Genomic DNA, 18,798 nt, shown 5'->3' with positions numbered 1-18,798 from the left:
TACGTGTTTTATTTCGCAACTAACATCATAAAGAAAAACTGTATGATTGGGAAGTAGGGATTTTCTCTGCTTCCCTTTTTATTTAGGAAGAATTCCTATCTTTGCCAATAATAATTATACACTAACTTTCACGTGAAACATGTTTTTTTATATAAATCTTTTTTTATTTTCAGTGTATATTTACGATACACTTTCCGCTGCAGTGTGAAAGTAGTTTTCAATGTTTCACGTGAAACATTTATTTTTACTGGAAACGAGCCAAAGTCAGTACCTGTCTAAGATCATGTCAACATCTTATAATTCCGAAATGTGTCGTTATCCACTTTCAGTAATTGAAGTTTTAAGGCTATGCTAAAGATTTGAACCGTTTCTTGAATTGGCCATGTCCATGTAGTATAATAAAAAATAAGTAATGTCAGACACAATAGTTTTCTATTTTCTGACTTTAACAAATATTAAAAACAGGTGGTCTTATATGAGTTGGAAAAGGAAAATTACTTTTTTATCAATATTTTGCGGAACTGCAGTAGGAACAATGCATGTCGTAAATCGTCTGTTTTCCTACCTGGCAACAGCGGATGATTATCTTCATGCCTCTGAATACAACTCTTATGACTGGAGATTTGGAAAAATATCATATAAAAAGAAAGGAACAGGTGCTCCTCTTCTTCTTATCCATAATCTCAATGTCTGTGCATCGTCACACGAATGGAACCGTGTTGAAGACGAACTTTCCAGATCAAACACAGTTTATACGCTTGATCTGCTTGGATGCGGCTGTTCTGATCACCCGCTGCTCACATATACCAATTTCTTGTATGTACAGATGATTACTGATTTTATAAAGGATATTATCAAGGAAAAGACAGATGTTATCGTATCCGGTGATTCATCACCTTTTGTTCTTATGGCCTGCGCAAATGATGATACAATTATAAACCGGGTAGCCATGATAAATCCTCAAAATCTCGTATCACTTGCAAAATCACCGACAAAAAGATCAAAGATGGTAAAATACTTTTTGTCTATGCCTGTTTTTGGTACGTTCGTCTACAATATGAAAGTAAACAAAAAGACAATACATCAGAGTTTTGTATCAAAATACTTCTATAACCAGAACGAAGTAAATGAAAAGGATATATTGACATGCTTTGAGGCATCACACATGGATAAGTCACATTCCAAATATCTCTATGCGTGTTTGAAGTCCAGATTTACAAATGCAAATATAACATTCTGTCTCAACAAACTTACCAACAGTATATTTATCATTACAGGCAATTCGAATCCGGAAAATATACTGTCTGCAAATCAGTATCAGAATTATCTTCCTTCCATTGAAATCGTGGGAATAGATAACACAAAGCAGATTCCGCATGTAGAAAAACCCGCTGAATTTGTTGAACAGATAAAGATACTCTTTTCCGAAGCAGAGTAATTATTTCAAGTAGTAATTATTTATAATTATAAAAATGACCCCCGTCTGAGTTATACTCTGACGGGGCCTTTTGTGGACTTTTTTCTCCCATTATAGAAAATCTCTTTTTATACAGATACGCACATTACGCAAAATCTTACACATCACATGATAGGCTCTTTTGACGGTACTCCCGCTTTTCTCGGATATTTTCCGGGTGTGTTTTTTACTTTTTCTATTTCCAGAAGCGTCCTTCTGTTATCCGTATCTCCAAGCATGAACTTATCACACTTTACGATTTTTCCGCCGAGAATTTCTACCGCTCTCTTTGAATCATGAAGTTCTTCGTCGGAAATACTCCCCTTATAAGAGACAAAACTTCCTCCCTTGTTCACAAACGGAAGACAATATTCGCTGAGTGTGGATAAGTTTGCAACAGCCCGGGATACACACAGATCAAACCGCTCTCTGTACTCTTTCTTTCTGGCAAAATCTTCCGCCCGTCCGTGAAGGGTCTCCACATTTTCCAGATTCAGTTCTTCTGCAACTGCATTTAAAAAGCGTATTCTCTTATTCAGAGAATCGAGAAGTACCACCTTTATATGAGGAAAGACAATTTTAATCGGTATTCCCGGAAAACCTGCTCCGGTTCCCACGTCGATCAGTGTGGATATCTCATTCACATTTTTTATTCTTACAATTGTAAGACTGTCTGTGAAATGTTTTAAATTCACTTCATCATAGTCTGTGATTCCGGTAAGATTCATAACTCTGTTCCACTCTGTGAGCATCTCATAATACCGGTCAAACTGCTCTTTCTGTCTCTCCGTCAGCGTGATCCCCAGATTTTCCAGCTCTTTTTCAAATAAAGACTTTTCTTCGGCCATGCTTTTCTCCCTCTAAGTATAGTTTCCGCTTACTCTGTTTTTTCAATTATCTTTCAGGTATTTATGATTTCAGATACACAAGAAGAACCGATATATCCGCAGGGGAAACACCTGATATTCTCGAAGCCTGTCCGATTGATGAGGGCCGGATCTGATTGAGCTTCTGCTTTGCCTCGATTCTCAAGCTCTTCACCTCATCATAGTTGATATCATCCGGAATTTTCCTGTTTTCCATCTTTTTGAACTGTTCTACCTGCCGCATCTGCCGTTTGATATATCCGTCATACTTGATATTGATATCAACCTGTTCTATGACATCATACGGAAGATCAACGCGGTTTTTATCTATCTGCGCCAGCTTTTCATAAGAAAGCTCCGGACGCCGGATCAGTTCAGCAAGCGTTGTTCCGGACGTAAGCGGCGTACTTCCAAGCGACTGAAGAAGCGACTGTACTTCAGGGGATGTTCCGATGTTTGTATGCTCTGCCCTCCTGATCTCCTCTTCGATCATCTTCTCTTTTTCAAGCAGTTTTTCATACCTTTCTCTGCTTATAAGGCCGATCTCATAACCGATCTTTGTCAGCCTTAAGTCAGCGTTATCCTGTCTCAAAAGCAGCCTGTATTCCGCCCTTGAGGTCATCATCCGGTAAGGCTCGTGGCTTTCCTTTGTCACAAGATCATCGATCAGAACGCCGATATATCCCTGCGACCGGTCTATGACAATCCCTTCTTTTCCCTGGAGTTTTCTCGCGGCATTGATTCCTGCGATCAGTCCCTGGGCTGCCGCCTCCTCATATCCCGAACTTCCGTTAAACTGGCCGCCGCTGAAAAGTCCCTCGATCTTTTTAAATTCCAGTGTGCTTTTAAGCTGCCTCGCATCGATACAGTCGTACTCAATGGCATACGCATTTCTCACGATCTTTGCATGCTCCAGCCCGGGCACACTTCTGTACATTGCATACTGTACGTCTTCTGGAAGAGAGCTTGACATTCCTCCCACATACATTTCGTTTGTATGAAGCCCCTCCGGCTCAATAAATACCTGATGTCTGTCCCTGTCCGGAAATTTCACAACCTTATCTTCAATAGACGGACAGTATCTCGGCCCTGTCCCCTCGATCGCACCTGAGAAAAGCGGAGACCGGTCCAGATTTGCTCTTATGATTTCGTGCGTCTTCTCGTTCGTGTACGTCAGCCAGCATGATACCTGATCGATCTGCACATCTTCCGGATCTGTGGTGAAAGAGAATGGAACGACTCTCTCATCGCCTTTCTGTTCCTCCATTTTGCTGAAATCCACAGAGTTCCTGTCGATTCTCGCCGGCGTCCCTGTCTTGAATCTGTACATCTCTATTCCGAGAGCTTTCAGACTCTCCGTCAGATAATTGGCGCTTTGAAGTCCGTTCGGCCCCGTATTCGTGCTCACGTCGCCGTAGATGCATCTTGCCTTCAGATAGGTTCCCGTGCAGAGTACGACGGCTTTTACGCGGTATATGGCGCCGGAATACGTCTGCACGCCTGTTACCTTTCCGTGATCTGCAAGAATATCCGTCACTTCCATCTGACGGATATCCAGGTTTTCCTGGTTTTCAAGCACTCTGCGCATCTCTCTGCTGTAATCCGCCTTGTCAGCCTGTGCTCTGAGCGAGTGGACTGCCGGACCCTTTGACTTGTTGAGCATCTTCGACTGAATAAATGTCCGGTCTATCACCTTTCCCATCTCGCCGCCAAGAGCGTCCACCTCCCGCACGAGATGTCCCTTCGAGCTTCCGCCGATATTCGGATTGCACGGCATCAGCGCAATGCTGTCCACACTGACTGTAAACATAACAGTCCGAAATCCAAGCCTTGCAGCGGCAAGAGCTGCTTCACAACCCGCGTGTCCGGCTCCCACTACCGCGATATCATACTCATCTTTATTTTCCCATACAGAATCTGCTGAATATTTCATTTACCAAATCTTCTCCTACCGATTCACCGGTGATGCTGCCAAGCGACTCATATGCATCCATAAGATCAATGGAATAAAAGTCTTCCGGCATCCCGTTCTCTATACTTTCCAATACCTTCTCCATACTCTCCCTGGCGTCGATCAGCGCATTTTTCTGCCTTACATTGGAGATATACACCTGATCATTAAAAGAAACATCCCCTTTAAAAAACATACTCTTAATCTGCTCTTCCAGATCCCGGATTCCCTGTTCCTCCTTCGCAGAGACAGAGATTACGGGGATATTTCCCGCTCTTTCTTTGATCTCTTCTGCGGAAATTACAGTGTCAAGATCTGATTTGTTCAGGAGAATAATTGTATTCTTATCATATATCATTGAAAATATTTTTTCATCATTTTCGTCCAGTTTTCTCGACGCATCTACCACATATATGATGAGATCCGCCCTTTCCGCATACTCAGCGGCCCGCTCCACTCCGATCCGTTCTATGACGTCGTCTGTCCTGCGTATTCCGGCAGTATCGATTACATTCAGGCTTAAGCCTCCCAGACTGATCTGCTCTTCCAGAATATCTCTCGTAGTGCCTTCTATATCAGTAACGATCGCTCTCTCATAACCCGAGAGCACATTGAGAAGGGATGATTTTCCAGCATTCGGCTTTCCGAGAATCACGGTGTTAATCCCCTCTTTTATGATACGTCCATCGTCCGCAGAGCGAATCAGTTCAGACAGCTCGTTCCTGATCCCGGCAGTCGTCTTTTCAAGCTCTGATGAGAATCCTTCAAGACTTATATGTTCCGGGTCATCGAGTGCGCTCTCTATATATGCAGTGTTGTACAGAATCCGGTTTCTGATATCGGTTATTTTATTTCTTACACTGCCCTTTAACTGATTCAGAGAACTTTTCAGAGCGTATTCATTTTCCGAATTAATCACATCGATCACAGCCTCTGCCTGAGAAAGATCCATCTTACCGTTCAGAAACGCCCTCTTTGTAAATTCTCCCGGTTCCGCGGCTCTGGCACCGTTTTTCAGAACAGTCTCCAGCACCCGCTTCACCACAAACGTTCCGCCGTGACAGTTAATCTCGACGGTATCTTCCCCGGTGAAAGTCCGCGGCCCGCGCATGGCCATCACAAGGACTTCATCCACAGTGTCTTCCCCGTCCTTTATATGCCCGTAATGAATCGTGTGGCTTTTCACATCTGAGAGTTTCTCTTTTCCCATGAAAACACGGTCCGCAACAGAAAACGCTTCCTCTCCTGATATTCTCACAATCCCGATACCGGAATTTGTCATACCCGTAGATATGGCTGCTATCGTCTCTCTCTTCATTCTGATCTCCATTCTCCCGCTGCGGGATGAAACCGCTCTGTAACAGTTTTCACATACGGGATGATACTAAAGATGATATTAAAAAGGACGTTTTCGTCTTCACGAAAGTATCCGTGAAGCGCCAAACGTCCTTTCGCTTCATTGTCTGAGATTCATTCCTCTTCGACTGCCCTTTTCTTTATCTCTTTAATGTGACTACCACTTTTCTGTAAGGCTCTTCTCCTTCGCTGTGTGTCGTCACATAAGGATCTGACTGCAGAGCGGAATGGATAATTCTTCTCTCATATGGATTCATCGGTTCAAGAATAACCGGTCTTCTGTTTCTCTTTACCTTATGAGCGATATTCTTTGCAAGGTGATTCAGAGTTTCTTCTCTTCTTTCCCGGTAATTCTCAGTGTCAAGCTTGACTCTTACATATCCGTCCTGATGCTTGTTCGCCACACGGTTTGCGAGATACTGAAGTGAGTCGAGCGTCTGCCCTCTCTTTCCGATCAGGATTCCCATATGCTCACCTTTCATATCAACACAGAGAGCGCCGTCCTCATCGATAGATGTGGTAATCTCCACCTCCATATCCATCGCCTTCAGAGTGTCTTTTATAAACTGCTCTACCGCCTGGATCGTCTGATCTTCCACTTTTGCAAGAACCTGTTTTTCCTTTTCAGGAACTTCTTCCTCTGTCTCCGGAGACTTTTTCTCAGCCTTCTCCTTTGCCGGCTTTGCGGAATCCTTTTTCTCTTTTTTCTTCTTATCATAGCGGGCCGGCTTCTCTTTTTCAGGCTTTCTCTCTTCGGCTTTTTCTTCCTTCTTCTCCGGTTTTTCTTCAACAACCGGCTCAGCCTCTTTCAGAATCTCTTCTTTTTTCTCTTCTTTTCTCCAGGCCTCTATGACAGCCTGCTTTGCTCCAATACCGAGAAAACCCGCGCTTCCTTTCTCGATTACTTCATATTCCAGTCTGTCACTTGTAACACCAAGCTGGATCAATGCCTCAGTGATCGCATCGTCTAATGTCTTTGCTGATACTCTGATACTGCCTTTCATACCCATTCCTTCCTTTCTCATATGCAGTCCGTAAAACGGGCTGCAATAGGACAGACAATCTATTTTTCACTTTTCTATTTTTTCTTTTTCTTTCCTTTTTCGGAATTATCTTCTCCGCTTTCTTCCTGCACAGGAAGTTCTGTCTTCTGACCACTGTTATAACGGCTCACGAGATTTGCCTTTGAGGTAAGACTTCCGGGTCTTGCATTCTGCGCAAGCTCCTGAGCTTTCCTTATTTTTTCTTCCTTCGCGGCATCTGTTTTATCTTTTCCGGTCTTTGTTGTGTTTCCTACATTTCTTGTACTTGTAGTAGCCATCTTATTGATCTCTTTTGCCGGAGTTCCTTTTTTCTCGCGCTTCTTCTGTGCCTTTTTCTGATTTTCCTCAATCAGTGCCTCAACGCTCTTTGTTCTCAGATATTTATTTACCGCAAGCTGCTGTACGCTTCGCACCGCCGCACTGGCAATCCAGTAAAGACCAAGACCGGCCGGAAGAGTGAAACCGAAGAAAACTGAAATCAGCGGCATTGTATAAGTCATCGTCTTCATAGAGCTTGCCATCGGATTGTCCTTATCGTTGAGTGCCGCTCCTGATGCCCCCATCTGGGAAAGCTTTACACTGATGAACTGTGTCAGACCTGCAAGTACCGGGATCAGAATCGCAAGAATAATTCCGCCGATTGAAGCCGCTGCAAAAGCATCTGTCAGAAGATTCCACGGATGCGCTCCGATATCGATACCAAGGAAGTTGTTAAGTTCGCCTACCTGGTTTATTGTAGTCTGAGCAAGTTCTTTTACCTGAGGGATCTGTTCGGTCAGAGTATTCCATGTGGAATTCTGAAACTTATACAGAACTTCTGCAATTACATTTGCATTTGAATAGTCGTAAGCGCTCGGACTCATAAGAACCGGGCTTGCTTCTCCTATTTTCTCAAGGATCTCCTGTGATCCTGAGATGGACTGCAGTTCATTTACAAGAGGCATGTACACTTCTCTTACCTGTGTTACATATCTCGGAATATTCTGTACTACCGGATAGAGACCGAACAGAATGAGAATCTGGAATAAGGATGGGAGACATCCGCTCGACATCTTGACTCCGTACTTCTCATAAACCATATTGACCTCTTCCTGCTGCTTCTGAAGAGATACCTGGTCACGTTTGTTCGCGTACTTTTTCTGGATTTTCTGTACTTCAGGCTGTATTACTGCCGTCAATTTGGAAAATTTCTGCTGTTTAATAGTAAGTGGAAGCAGAATCGTATAGACAATGACTGTGAAAATGATGATACAGATACCGATATTCTGTATCCCGATCGCACTCATCATATTATAGATTCCGTTCATGACCTGTCCGAGCAGCCAGGATATCTGCTTTATAATCGGCCAGTCATAAATTCCAGCAGCTAAAAGTCCATAAGTTTCCATTTCTTATCCTCCTTAGGGTACCGGATCATATCCGCCTTTTGAAAATGGATTGCAGCGCAGGATTCTCCATACAGTGAGCAAGCCGCCCTTTAAGGCACCGTACTTTTCAATCGCTTCAAGCCCGTACTGAGAGCAGGTGGGATAATACTTGCATGTACTGTATCCTTTCATACCGGATAAATATTTTCTGTAAAACCGGATCATCCATAACATAATCCTTTTCATCGCGCCACTTCCTTTAACCGGAACGTCTCTATGAATGAATCTGTTCCTTATTATATATCTTATGAAGTTTTCCGAGGTGGATCAGAGCACTCTCAATCTCATGATAATTTTTATCTTTCGCACTCGTTCTTGCTATTACAACTATATCGTGTCCACTCTGGAAATGTTCTTCCGATATTCTGTAGCTTTCTCTGATCAGTCTCGTCAGATGATGCCTGACAACACTGTTTCCGACTTTTTTGCTGACTGAGATCCCAAGCCTGTTTTTTTCAAGATCATTTTTAAGAATATACATTACGAGATAACTGTTTGCAAGGGATCTTCCGTTTTTATAGACATTCTGGAAATCTTTATTCTTCTTTAAAGATTCGGAAAATTTCATTCTCAACCTGTTCCTCAACTATTATTGAATAGAAGAAAAGGCCACAAATCTGCGGCCTAAGCTGATAACTGTTTTCTTCCTTTTGCTCTTCTGGCAGCTAATACTTTTCTTCCGCCTGCTGTGCTCATTCTTGCTCTGAATCCATGCACCTTAGATCTTGATCTCTTTTTCGGCTGAAATGTCATCTTCATCCCCTGTACACCTCCCTTTGTCTGATATACTTTATAAAGAAAGTATTCACAATGATTAACATTTTTTTACCTGTCTTTCACTCAGAAGACACCGCACTTTATTATAGTGAAAAAAAAGTGAGAAGTCAAGCAAAATCAGGGGTTTTCCATATTAATTTGCAGAAATGCCGGTCCGCATATCTCTCAGCCCTTCTCCTCATCATGTGTATAACTGCAAAACTATGTTGATAACTGCTGTATAACCTGATAACAGGCAGTGGATAATTATTTTTCATACTCTGTATGGGCTTAATTTAACAGCATTTGAAGCTGTTGATAAAGTTATACACATTATTTTCCGTTGATTCACAATAATTTTTGATGTAGAATGTAGGAGAGATATTTTGCCTAAATATCTCTATTCTATTGATTAGGAGTTACTTTCGATGAACATTGTAGAACAAAACTGGGACCAGATATTAAACAAGATGAAGCTGGAATACTGCTCATCCAATATTTCTTATAATACATGGATCGCCCCTCTGACTGTATATGAAGTAAAAGATGATACAGTCTATATTCTTGTGAAATTAAGGGCGAGCCTTGAACATATTGAAGAAAAATATCTTCTTCCTTTTAAAGTCTGCATTGCGGAAGTGACAGGCATTGAATATGAAGTTGCTTTTGTCACGGACAATGACGCTGTCATTCAGGAGAAAAAGAATAATATTCTCCGTAAAAACAAAGTCAATGCCATCTATGAAAAAGCAAACCTGAATCCAAAGTACACATTCGACACCTTTGTGGTAGGAAGCAACAACAACTTTGCGCACGCTGCCTCTCTTGCAGTCGCAGAGTCTCCGGGAGAGATCTACAATCCTCTTTTTATATACGGAGGCGTGGGACTTGGAAAGACGCACCTTATGCACTCCATCGCCCACTACATCCTGGAGAATGATCCTTCCAAACAGGTGCTTTATGTTACAAGCGAGACGTTTACCAATGAGCTGATCGACGCTCTGAAATCCGGTAAGACAGGCAGTGAACTCGCAATGACCAAGTTCCGTGAGAAATACAGAAACAATGATGTACTTCTCATTGACGATATTCAGTTTATTATAGGAAAAGAGAGTACACAGGAAGAGTTTTTCCATACGTTCAACCATCTCCATGTTTCCGGCAAGCAGATTATTATCTCCAGTGATAAACCGCCGAAGGATATCGAGACTCTTGAGGCAAGGCTCCGTACAAGGTTCGAGTGGGGCCTGATCGCGGATATATCTGCTCCGGACTATGAGACAAGAATGGCGATCTTAAGAAAGAAGGAAGAACTTGACGGACTCGACCGTTATCACATTCCGGATGACGTCATGCAGTACATAGCCAACAATATCAAGTCCAACATCCGTGAACTTGAAGGCTCGTTAAACAAACTGATCGCCCTCTCCAACCTTGAGAACCGTCCCATCGACATTCCTCTGGCTGCGGAGGCGTTAAAAGACATGATCTCTCCGGACAACAACCGTGCGGTTACTCCGGAACTGATTATAGATATTGTATCAGAACACTTTAATATTCCGATCTCGGAGCTTAAGAGCAAAAAGAGAAATGCCGAGATTGTACTTCCCAGACAGATTGTCATGTATCTCTGCATGACTCTGACTGACACAACCCAGAAGGCCGTCGGAATCCTCCTCGGAGGAAGGGACCACTCTTCCATCAACCACGGAGTGAAGAAAATCGAGCAGGACTTAAAGACGGACGAAGCGCTCAACAACACGGTCAATATAATAAAGAAAAAGATCAATCCGATATAAAAGCGGCATAACTCACATTATATGTTGATAAGTATGTTGAAACCATATGGAATACTGTGTGGAAAGCAGTGAATAACTCAAAAACCTTTTTCAGGCCACAGAGATTATCCCCACATCGTCCCCACGTCATCCAGTCGTAACCAACATACTTATCCAACTGGACAACCCCTTATTTTTCAAGGCTTTGAAGCAGTTATTAACTTATTCACAGCCCCTACGGATACGGATACGGAATCCATTTAATACCAATATACATTACCGCGCGTGTGATTGTGATATCCACACACCTGAAAATGAAAGGAGTCTTAATCTCATGAAGATCATCTGTACAAAATCAAATCTTTCAAAAGGAGTGAGCATTGTATCAAAGGCTGTTCCGTCCAAGACAACAATGCCGATCCTTGAATGTATTCTGATCGATGCATCAACCGATGTGATCAGACTGACAGCCAACGATATGGAACTGGGAATCGAGACGTCGATCGACGGAGAGATCATTGAGAGAGGAATCCTTGCACTGAATGCCAGAATCTTTTCCGAGATTGTCAGAAAACTTCCGGACAGTGAAATCGTCATCGAGTCTCAGGGAGAAAACCAGGCTCTGATCACATGTGAGAAAGCAAAATTCAATATTGCCTCCCAGCCCGGAGATGATTTTTCCTATCTTCCGGTGATTGAAAAGGATGATTTTATCACTGTTTCCGAGTTTACTCTCAAAGAGGTGATCCGTCAGACAATCTTCTCCATTGCGGACAGCGATACAAACAAGATGATGACTGGCGAGCTTTTTGAAATTGATGACAATACGCTGAAGGTTGTATCCCTCGACGGACACAGAATTTCGATCCGCAGGATTGAACTGAAGGATTCCTATGCTCCGAAGAAGGTGATCGTTCCGGGAAAGACACTTCAGGAGATCAGCAAGATTATCGGCGGCGAGGCGGAGGCCGAAGTCGATATCTCATTTACGAAAAATCATATTGTGTTTGAGTTTGACAGAACGGTTGTTGTGTCAAGACTGATCGAGGGAGAATATTTCAGGATCGATCAGATGCTCTCGAGTGATTATGAGACGAAAGTCAGAATCAATAAAAGAGAACTGTTAGACTGTATCGACAGGGCGACTCTCCTGATCAAAGAGGGAGACAAAAAGCCGATTATCATCGATATCAGGGACGAGTCCATGGAGCTTAAGATCCGTTCACAGGTCGGTTCCATGGATGAGGTGATTATGTGCATCAAGGAGGGAAAAGATCTTCTGATCGGGTTTAACCCGAAGTTCTTAATCGATGCGCTGCGCGTGATCGACGATGAGGAAGTGGATCTGTATTTCATGAACGCAAAGGCGCCGTGCTTTATCAGGAATGAGGATCAGAGTTATATTTACCTGATTCTTCCTGTAAATTTCAACGCGGCGGTATAGAGGAGAAGAAGAATGGAAATATTTCAGCTGAGAGCCGGAGAAGAATTCATCCGGCTCGGACAGGTTTTAAAAGCTGCCGGTTTCGTAGAGTCCGGAGCAGAGGCGAAAGAAGTGATTCAGGAAGGCCTTGTAAAAGTGAACGGTGAGACGGAAGTCCGCAGAGGAAGAAAGCTTTATAAAGACGATACCGCGTCATATGACGGGAGAGAGATTAAGATAACAGTATAGCCGTAATCCGCGAATCAGATTGAAAAAGGGCGGAAAAAAGTGTAAAATAAGTTAAATGGGAATGTTATGGTAATCAAATCTTTAAAGCTTAAAAACTACAGAAATTACGATCTGTTGGACTTGAATTTTGATCCGGATACCAACATCCTGTACGGGGACAATGCCCAGGGAAAGACAAATATTCTCGAGGCTCTGTATCTGTCCGGAACGACAAAATCGCACAGAGGAACAAAAGACAGAGATATCATACAGTTTGGTTATGATGAATCCCATATTGAAACGACGGTTGAAAAGAGAGGGGTTACCTTTCAGATCGACATGCATCTGAAGAAGAACAGTCCCAAGGGGATTGCAATTGATAAAGTTCCGATAAGACGGGCGGGAGAGCTGTTCGGTATTGTAAATTTTGTGTTTTTTTCTCCGGAGGATCTCAATATCATCAAAGAGGGACCTTCCGGCAGAAGAAGATTTATTGATCTGGAACTTTCACAGCTTGACAAAATTTATCTCAGCAACCTTTCAAACTATAATCGGGTCATCAATCAAAGAAATTCCCTGCTCAAAGATATATATGCGCAGAATCATCTGGTGGATACTCTGGATATATGGGATATGCAGCTTGCAGCATACGGGATGAAAATTCTGGAAAGACGAAAAGAATTTATTGAACAGATTAACAAAATAATTTCCGGTATACACAGCAAACTGACAGGTGGAAGGGAAAGCATCTCTCTGTCGTATGAGGAGAGCACCGGAAATATGAGTCTGGAAGAGGCGCTGAGAAGATACCGGGAAAGGGATATCCGCATGAAGAGTACGACCGTAGGTCCGCACAGAGACGACATATGCTTCAATGCGGGAAACGGGATTGATATAAGAAAATTCGGTTCACAGGGACAGCAGAGAACTGCCGCGCTTTCCCTGAAGCTTTCTGAGATAGAACTGGTGAAAGAAGAGATAAAGGATACTCCGATCCTTCTTCTTGACGATGTTCTGTCTGAACTGGACAAACACCGGCAAAACTATTTACTGGACACGATTCATGACATACAGACGATAATCACATGTACCGGCCTGGATGAATTCGTAAATCACAGGTTTTCGATCAACAGGATCTTTCACATCAGAAACGGACATGTTGTAAACGCAAATTAGGAGGTTATTAAATGGGTGCATCAGGAACAGAATTCGACGCTGAATATGGAGCCGATCAGATCCAGATCCTGGAAGGTCTGGAGGCGGTAAGAAAAAGACCGGGAATGTATATCGGCAGCACTTCCACCAGAGGACTTCATCATCTGGTATATGAGATTGTGGACAATTCAGTGGACGAAGCGCTGGCAGGATACTGTGACGAGATTCAGGTAGACATAAACAAAGACAATTCTGTTACAGTGAGCGACAACGGAAGAGGAATCCCCGTGGGAATCAATCACAAGTCGGGACTGCCGGCGGTGGAAGTCGTATTTACTGTTCTCCATGCCGGAGGAAAGTTCGGCGGCGGGGGATACAAAGTATCCGGCGGGCTGCACGGAGTGGGTGCATCTGTTGTAAATGCGCTTTCAGAGTGGCTTGAAGTAGAAATTTATCATGAGGGAAAAGTATATAAGCAGAGATACGAAAGAGGAAAAGTATGCTATAAGCTGAAAATAGTCGGTGACTGTGAAGCGGACCGGACGGGTACAAAAGTTACGTTTTTTCCGGATGGCGAGATATTTGAAGACACTGTGTTTGACTATGATACTCTGAAACAGCGTTTCAGAGAAATGGCTTTTCTTACAAAGGGACTCCGGATTGTGTTAAGAGACTGGAGAGGAGAAGAACTTCACGAGCATACGTTCCACTATGAGGGCGGTATCAAGGAGTTTGTGTCCTACTTAAACAGAAGCAAAACACCTCTCTATGAACAGATTATTTACTGCGAGGGAATGAAGGACGGTGTTGCGGTCGAAGTTGCCATGCAGCACAATGACTCTTACAGCGACAACACGTATGGATTTGTAAATAATATTACGACGCCGGAAGGCGGAACCCATGTGGAGGGATTCCGAAGCGCCCTTACAAAAACGTTCAATGATTACGCCAGAAAGAACAAGCTGCTGAAAGACAGCGAGCCGAATCTTACAGGCGAGGATATCAGGGAAGGTCTGACCGCTATCATCAGTGTCAAGATCGAGGACCCGCAGTTTGAGGGACAGACGAAACAGAAGCTCGGAAACAGCGAGGCGAGAGGCGCTGTCAACAGTGTGCTGAGCAATCAGCTGGAAATTTTCCTTGAGCAGAATCCGAATGTTGCAAAGATCACTGTTGAAAAATCGCTCATGGCGCAGCGCGCAAGAGAAGCGGCGAGAAAAGCGAGAGATCTGACAAGAAGAAAATCTGCTCTTGAGGGAACTTCTCTCCCGGGAAAACTTGCTGACTGTTCGGATAAAGATCCGGCAAACTGCGAGATCTATATCGTAGAGGGAGATTCCGCCGGCGGATCGGCAAAGACTGCCAGAGACAGGGCAACTCAGGCGATCCTTCCTTTGAGAGGAAAAATCCTCAACGTGGAGAAGGCGAGACTTGACAAAATATACGGAAATGCAGAGATCAAGGCAATGATTACAGCCTTCGGTACTGGAATCCATGAAGATTTTGATATCTCAAAACTGAGATACCATAAAATTATCATCATGACCGATGCCGATGTGGACGGCGCACATATCAGTACGCTGCTTCTGACATTCCTTTATCGTTTTATGCCGGATCTGATCAAAGAGGGCTATGTATATCTGGCGCAGCCGCCGCTGTATAAACTGGAGAAGAATAAAAAAGTGTGGTATGCGTACAGCGACGAAGAGCTGAATCAGATTCTTCTCGAAGTTGGAAGAGACAGCAATAATAAGATTCAGAGATATAAAGGTCTGGGAGAGATGGATGCGGAACAGCTCTGGGAGACAACTATGGATCCGGAGCACAGAATTCTTCTCAAAGTGACTATGGATGAAGAGACTTCATCCGAACTTGACCTCACTTTCACAACACTGATGGGGGACAAAGTAGAACCGCGACGTGAATTTATCGAAGAAAACGCAAAATATGTCAAAAACCTGGATATATAGCAATTTACAGCGACTGTCGGGCGGTCACTGTGAGGCAGAAATCGGATTTATCCGGATTTCTGTCTCAGAGGGAGCGGCAAGGTTGGCATTGGAAATGCCAACCCAGTGAAAAAAACGAAGTTTTTTGAACTGAGGCAGGAGCGGAAGCCGCCGCTTGGTGAAAAAAACGAAGTTTTTTGAACTGAGGCAGGAGCGGAAGCCGCCGCTTGGTGAAAAAAACGAAGTTTTTTGAACTGGAGGCAGGAGCGGAAGCCGCCGCCCGGCGAGAAAACGAAGTTTTTTGAACCGGAGACAGGAGCAGGGGTATCTTAATACAGCAAGAAGGAGATAATCAATGGAAGATAATATTTTTGATAAAGTTCACGAGGTCGACCTGAAGAAAACAATGGAGACTTCTTATATCGATTACGCGATGAGTGTAATCGCGGCCCGTGCTCTTCCGGATGTAAGAGACGGTTTGAAGCCTGTGCAGAGAAGAATTCTCTATTCCATGATTGAACTGAACAACGGTCCCGACAAACCGCATCGTAAATGTGCGCGTATCGTCGGTGATACAATGGGTAAATATCATCCCCATGGAGACAGCTCTATTTACGGAGCCCTGGTAAATCTGGCTCAGGACTGGTCCACAAGATATCCTCTCGTGGACGGACACGGAAATTTCGGTTCTGTGGACGGGGACGGCGCGGCGGCCATGCGTTACACAGAGGCGCGCCTGAGTAAAATATCCATGGAGATGACAGCGGACATCAACAAAGATACCGTTGATTTTACTCCAAACTTCGATGAGACGGAGAAAGAACCGACTGTTCTTCCGTCCAGGTTTCCGAATCTTCTTGTAAACGGAACATCGGGAATTGCCGTCGGAATGGCGACAAACATCCCGCCTCATAATCTGAGAGAAGTGATCGGCGCCGTTGTGAAAATCATTGACGACCAGATCGAGGAAAACGGCGAGACAACGATAGAAGATATTCTGAAAATAATCAAGGGACCTGATTTCCCGACCGGTGCGGAGATTCTCGGAACGAGAGGAATTGAGGAAGCATACCGGACCGGAAGAGGAAAGATCAGAGTAAGGGCGATCACAAACATCGAACCCATGCAGAACGGAAAGAACAGAATCATTGTGACAGAGCTTCCGTTTATGGTGAACAAGGCAAGACTGATCGAGAAGATCGCTGAACTTGTCAGAGATAAGAAGATCGACGGAATTACAGATTTAAGCGACCAGTCAAGCCGCGAGGGAATGAGAATCTGCATCGAGCTCAGGAGAGATGTCAATCCGAATGTCATCCTCAATCAGCTCTATAAACATACGCAGCTTCAGGATACCTTCGGTGTGATCATGCTTGCGCTTGTCAACAATCAGCCGAAAGTCATGAACCTTCTTGACATGCTGAGCTATTATCTCCAGCATCAGGAAGAAGTCGTGACAAGAAGAACGAAATATGATCTGAATAAAGCAGAAGAGAGAGCTCATATTTTACAGGGACTGCTCATCGCTCTTGATAATATCGATGAAGTAATCCGCATCATCCGCGGATCAAAGACAGTGCAGATCGCCAAGGCAGAACTCATGGAGAGGTTTGAACTGACAGATGTTCAGGCTCAGGCGATTGTGGATATGCGTCTGAGAGCTCTGACAGGTCTGGAAAGAGAAAAGATCGAGGCAGAATATGCGGAACTGATGAAAAAGATCGAGGAGTACAAGGCGATTCTTGCCGACAGAAAACTGCTTCTTGGTGTGATCAGAAAAGAAATTCTTGTCATTTCGGAAAAATACGGCGATGACAGAAGAACACGCATCGGCTACGACGAATACGATATTTCCATGGAAGATTTGATTCCGAGAGAGAATGTTGTAATCACCATGACAAATCTCGGGTATATCAAGAGAATGAGCATGGATACATTCAAGAGCCAGAACCGTGGCGGAAAAGGAATCAAGGGAATGCAGACTCTTGAGGATGATTATATCCGGGAGCTGTTTGTAACGACGACGCACCATTATATTATGTTCTTTACAAATACAGGGCGCGTATACCGTATGAAAGGATACGAAATTCCGGAAGCCGGAAGAACCGCGAGAGGAACCGCGATTATCAATCTTCTCCAGCTGATGCCGGAAGAAAAGATTACGGCTATGATTCCGATCTATGAATATGAAGAGGGCAAATATCTCTTCATGGCAACGGAGAAGGGCCTTGTGAAGAAGACTCCGATTCAGGAATACGCAAACGTAAGAAAGACGGGACTTGCGGCAATTGCTTTAAGAGAAGACGACAGACTGATCGAAGTAAAAGTGACAGACAACGAACAGGATATCCTGCTTGTCACAAAATACGGACAGTGCATCAGATTCAAAGAGACTGACGTCCGCTCTACCGGCAGAGTTTCCATGGGTGTGAGAGGAATGAATCTTACAGACAATGATGTTGTGATCGGAATGCAGATCAGCAGCCAGGGAAAAGATCTTCTTGTCGTATCTGAAAAGGGAATGGGCAAGAGGACAAGCATGGAGGAATTCACCAGACAGAACCGTGGCGGAAAAGGTGTAAAATGCTATAAGATCACAGAGAAGACAGGAAATGTTGTCGGAATGAAGGCTGTTGATGAAGACAGTGAGATCATGATTATCAACACAGAGGGAATCATTATCCGCATGAAATGCTCCGATATCTCTGTATACGGCAGAATTACCTCCGGTGTAAAACTTATCAACCTTCCGGAACATGAAAAAGTGGCCAGTGTTGCAAAAGTAAGAAAGGCATCGGCAGAAATCGACGGAGAACAGGTTGAGATCATGGATGAATCAGAAGAGGAAAACAGTTGATAAGTTGATAACTGTGTGGATAACTTTTGGATAATTAAAAAATGAGTAGAAAAGGTGTGGATAAGCGATGAGTTTATCCACATTTTTTGTCCCTTTTTGTTGTATAGTGTGGATAACTTCTGCTTTGAGCAAAAAGAATAAAAAAGGCCATTTCGGAATAAAATGAATCAGAAGTCCGGAAAGGAAGCGGTACACTTGGGAAAGAAAATTGGGGCGGCTGTAGTCAACTTTTTTATTCGCGCATTTATCGGGATGGCACTGATTTTTTTTATTAATCAGTATGTGCTGCCGCCTGATTCTTCAATTAATGTAGGTTTGAATGCGTTATCATTTTTGACATCCGGAAGTCTTGGAATTCCGGGAGTAGGGCTTCTTTACGGGATTATGTGTTATCAGATTTTGTGAGAATTTTACAAAAAACGGCGGATTTTATTTTTGCTCTGGACAAAATGAAATCCGCCGTTTATAATGCGTCTTACACGGCAGACATCACATGCCGGATTCAGCATTTGAGGGAATGCTGATGGATCGTAAAGCCGGGAATAGGGACCCG

General features: G+C 43.6%; 16 protein-coding genes. 8 read left to right on the top strand and 8 right to left on the bottom strand.

Going from position 1 to position 18,798, the window contains the following annotated elements; genetic code table 11:
* Positions 1-475 precede the first annotated feature (475 nt).
* Positions 476-1,438, top strand: coding sequence for an alpha/beta hydrolase (locus tag LKD70_RS14515; protein ID WP_227708640.1), 963 nt, complete (start codon positions 476-478; stop codon positions 1,436-1,438).
* Positions 1,439-1,581: 143 nt separating this feature from the next.
* Here the strand turns inward: LKD70_RS14515 and rsmG are convergent, their stop codons facing one another.
* From rsmG to rpmH, 8 genes are all read right to left on the bottom strand, one after another.
* Complete coding sequence (rsmG, locus tag LKD70_RS14510) at positions 1,582-2,304, bottom strand: 16S rRNA (guanine(527)-N(7))-methyltransferase RsmG (protein WP_227708639.1); 723 nt, start codon at positions 2,302-2,304, stop codon at positions 1,582-1,584.
* 61 nt (positions 2,305-2,365) lie between these two features.
* Positions 2,366-4,255, bottom strand: coding sequence for a tRNA uridine-5-carboxymethylaminomethyl(34) synthesis enzyme MnmG (mnmG, locus tag LKD70_RS14505; protein ID WP_227708638.1), 1,890 nt, complete (start codon positions 4,253-4,255; stop codon positions 2,366-2,368).
* On the bottom strand, positions 4,221-5,603 hold the full coding sequence (mnmE, locus tag LKD70_RS14500; RefSeq protein WP_407690980.1) for a tRNA uridine-5-carboxymethylaminomethyl(34) synthesis GTPase MnmE: 1,383 nt from the start codon (positions 5,601-5,603) through the stop codon (positions 4,221-4,223). Before mnmE ends, mnmG begins: the two co-directional genes overlap by 35 nt.
* 166 nt (positions 5,604-5,769) lie before the next feature.
* Positions 5,770-6,633: an RNA-binding cell elongation regulator Jag/EloR gene (gene jag, locus LKD70_RS14495; RefSeq protein WP_227708637.1), complete on the bottom strand. Its 864-nt coding sequence runs from the start codon at positions 6,631-6,633 to the stop codon at positions 5,770-5,772.
* A gap of 74 nt (positions 6,634-6,707) precedes the next feature.
* Positions 6,708-8,060 carry a YidC/Oxa1 family membrane protein insertase gene (locus LKD70_RS14490; RefSeq protein WP_227708636.1) on the bottom strand — a complete coding sequence of 451 codons (1,353 nt, stop codon included), beginning with the start codon at positions 8,058-8,060 and terminating at the stop codon, positions 6,708-6,710.
* Between the two features lie 12 nt (positions 8,061-8,072).
* Positions 8,073-8,285: a membrane protein insertion efficiency factor YidD gene (gene yidD, locus LKD70_RS14485; RefSeq protein WP_227708635.1), complete on the bottom strand. Its 213-nt coding sequence runs from the start codon at positions 8,283-8,285 to the stop codon at positions 8,073-8,075.
* Positions 8,286-8,313: 28 nt separating this feature from the next.
* Positions 8,314-8,667, bottom strand: a complete 354-nt coding sequence (gene rnpA, locus LKD70_RS14480) for a ribonuclease P protein component (protein ID WP_227708634.1) — start codon at positions 8,665-8,667, stop codon at positions 8,314-8,316.
* 56 nt (positions 8,668-8,723) lie between these two features.
* Positions 8,724-8,858, bottom strand: coding sequence for a 50S ribosomal protein L34 (rpmH, locus tag LKD70_RS14475; protein ID WP_004613283.1), 135 nt, complete (start codon positions 8,856-8,858; stop codon positions 8,724-8,726).
* Between the two features lie 425 nt (positions 8,859-9,283).
* Here rpmH and dnaA point away from each other — a divergent pair, with 425 nt between their 5' ends.
* The 7 genes from dnaA to LKD70_RS14440 all read left to right on the top strand — a co-directional run bounded on the left by dnaA (position 9,284) and on the right by LKD70_RS14440 (position 18,650).
* Positions 9,284-10,654 carry a chromosomal replication initiator protein DnaA gene (gene dnaA, locus LKD70_RS14470; protein WP_227708633.1) on the top strand — a complete coding sequence of 457 codons (1,371 nt, stop codon included), beginning with the start codon at positions 9,284-9,286 and terminating at the stop codon, positions 10,652-10,654.
* Positions 10,655-10,967: 313 nt separating this feature from the next.
* Positions 10,968-12,077, top strand: a complete 1,110-nt coding sequence (gene dnaN, locus LKD70_RS14465; protein WP_227708632.1) for a DNA polymerase III subunit beta — start codon at positions 10,968-10,970, stop codon at positions 12,075-12,077.
* A gap of 12 nt (positions 12,078-12,089) precedes the next feature.
* The gene (locus LKD70_RS14460; protein ID WP_227708631.1) at positions 12,090-12,305 is read left to right on the top strand and encodes an RNA-binding S4 domain-containing protein; all 216 of its coding nucleotides are present in this window, start codon (positions 12,090-12,092) and stop codon (positions 12,303-12,305) included.
* A gap of 66 nt (positions 12,306-12,371) precedes the next feature.
* The gene (gene recF / locus LKD70_RS14455) at positions 12,372-13,460 is read left to right on the top strand and encodes a DNA replication/repair protein RecF (protein ID WP_227708630.1); all 1,089 of its coding nucleotides are present in this window, start codon (positions 12,372-12,374) and stop codon (positions 13,458-13,460) included.
* 11 nt (positions 13,461-13,471) lie between these two features.
* Positions 13,472-15,409, top strand: coding sequence for a DNA topoisomerase (ATP-hydrolyzing) subunit B (gyrB, locus tag LKD70_RS14450; protein ID WP_227708629.1), 1,938 nt, complete (start codon positions 13,472-13,474; stop codon positions 15,407-15,409).
* Between the two features lie 334 nt (positions 15,410-15,743).
* Complete coding sequence (gyrA, locus tag LKD70_RS14445; RefSeq protein ID WP_227708628.1) at positions 15,744-18,245, top strand: DNA gyrase subunit A; 2,502 nt, start codon at positions 15,744-15,746, stop codon at positions 18,243-18,245.
* A gap of 195 nt (positions 18,246-18,440) precedes the next feature.
* Positions 18,441-18,650 carry a pro-sigmaK processing inhibitor BofA family protein gene (locus LKD70_RS14440; RefSeq protein ID WP_407690979.1) on the top strand — a complete coding sequence of 70 codons (210 nt, stop codon included), beginning with the start codon at positions 18,441-18,443 and terminating at the stop codon, positions 18,648-18,650.
* Positions 18,651-18,798 lie beyond the last annotated feature (148 nt).

It is taken from the genome of Ruminococcus turbiniformis (assembly GCF_020687545.1).
Taxonomy (GTDB): domain Bacteria; phylum Bacillota; class Clostridia; order Lachnospirales; family Lachnospiraceae; genus Mediterraneibacter; species Mediterraneibacter turbiniformis.
This window is presented reverse-complemented; position numbering and strand designations above follow the sequence as displayed.

Bases quoted from the DNA above. Each gene is read 5' to 3' on its own strand.
- LKD70_RS14460 (WP_227708631.1), top strand. From the start codon at position 12,090: ATGGAAATATTTCAGCTGAGAGCCGGAGAAGAATTCATCCGGCTCGGA.
- rnpA (WP_227708634.1), bottom strand. From the start codon at position 8,667: ATGAAATTTTCCGAATCTTTAAAGAAGAATAAAGATTTCCAGAATGTC.
- LKD70_RS14490 (WP_227708636.1), bottom strand. From the start codon at position 8,060: ATGGAAACTTATGGACTTTTAGCTGCTGGAATTTATGACTGGCCGATT.
- mnmE (WP_407690980.1), bottom strand. From the start codon at position 5,603: ATGGAGATCAGAATGAAGAGAGAGACGATAGCAGCCATATCTACGGGT.
- gyrB (WP_227708629.1), top strand. From the start codon at position 13,472: ATGGGTGCATCAGGAACAGAATTCGACGCTGAATATGGAGCCGATCAG.
- yidD (WP_227708635.1), bottom strand. From the start codon at position 8,285: ATGAAAAGGATTATGTTATGGATGATCCGGTTTTACAGAAAATATTTA.
- recF (WP_227708630.1), top strand. From the start codon at position 12,372: ATGGTAATCAAATCTTTAAAGCTTAAAAACTACAGAAATTACGATCTG.
- dnaA (WP_227708633.1), top strand. From the start codon at position 9,284: ATGAACATTGTAGAACAAAACTGGGACCAGATATTAAACAAGATGAAG.
- rpmH (WP_004613283.1), bottom strand. From the start codon at position 8,858: ATGAAGATGACATTTCAGCCGAAAAAGAGATCAAGATCTAAGGTGCAT.
- LKD70_RS14515 (WP_227708640.1), top strand. From the start codon at position 476: ATGAGTTGGAAAAGGAAAATTACTTTTTTATCAATATTTTGCGGAACT.
- rsmG (WP_227708639.1), bottom strand. From the start codon at position 2,304: ATGGCCGAAGAAAAGTCTTTATTTGAAAAAGAGCTGGAAAATCTGGGG.
- mnmG (WP_227708638.1), bottom strand. From the start codon at position 4,255: ATGAAATATTCAGCAGATTCTGTATGGGAAAATAAAGATGAGTATGAT.
- jag (WP_227708637.1), bottom strand. From the start codon at position 6,633: ATGAAAGGCAGTATCAGAGTATCAGCAAAGACATTAGACGATGCGATC.
- gyrA (WP_227708628.1), top strand. From the start codon at position 15,744: ATGGAAGATAATATTTTTGATAAAGTTCACGAGGTCGACCTGAAGAAA.
- dnaN (WP_227708632.1), top strand. From the start codon at position 10,968: ATGAAGATCATCTGTACAAAATCAAATCTTTCAAAAGGAGTGAGCATT.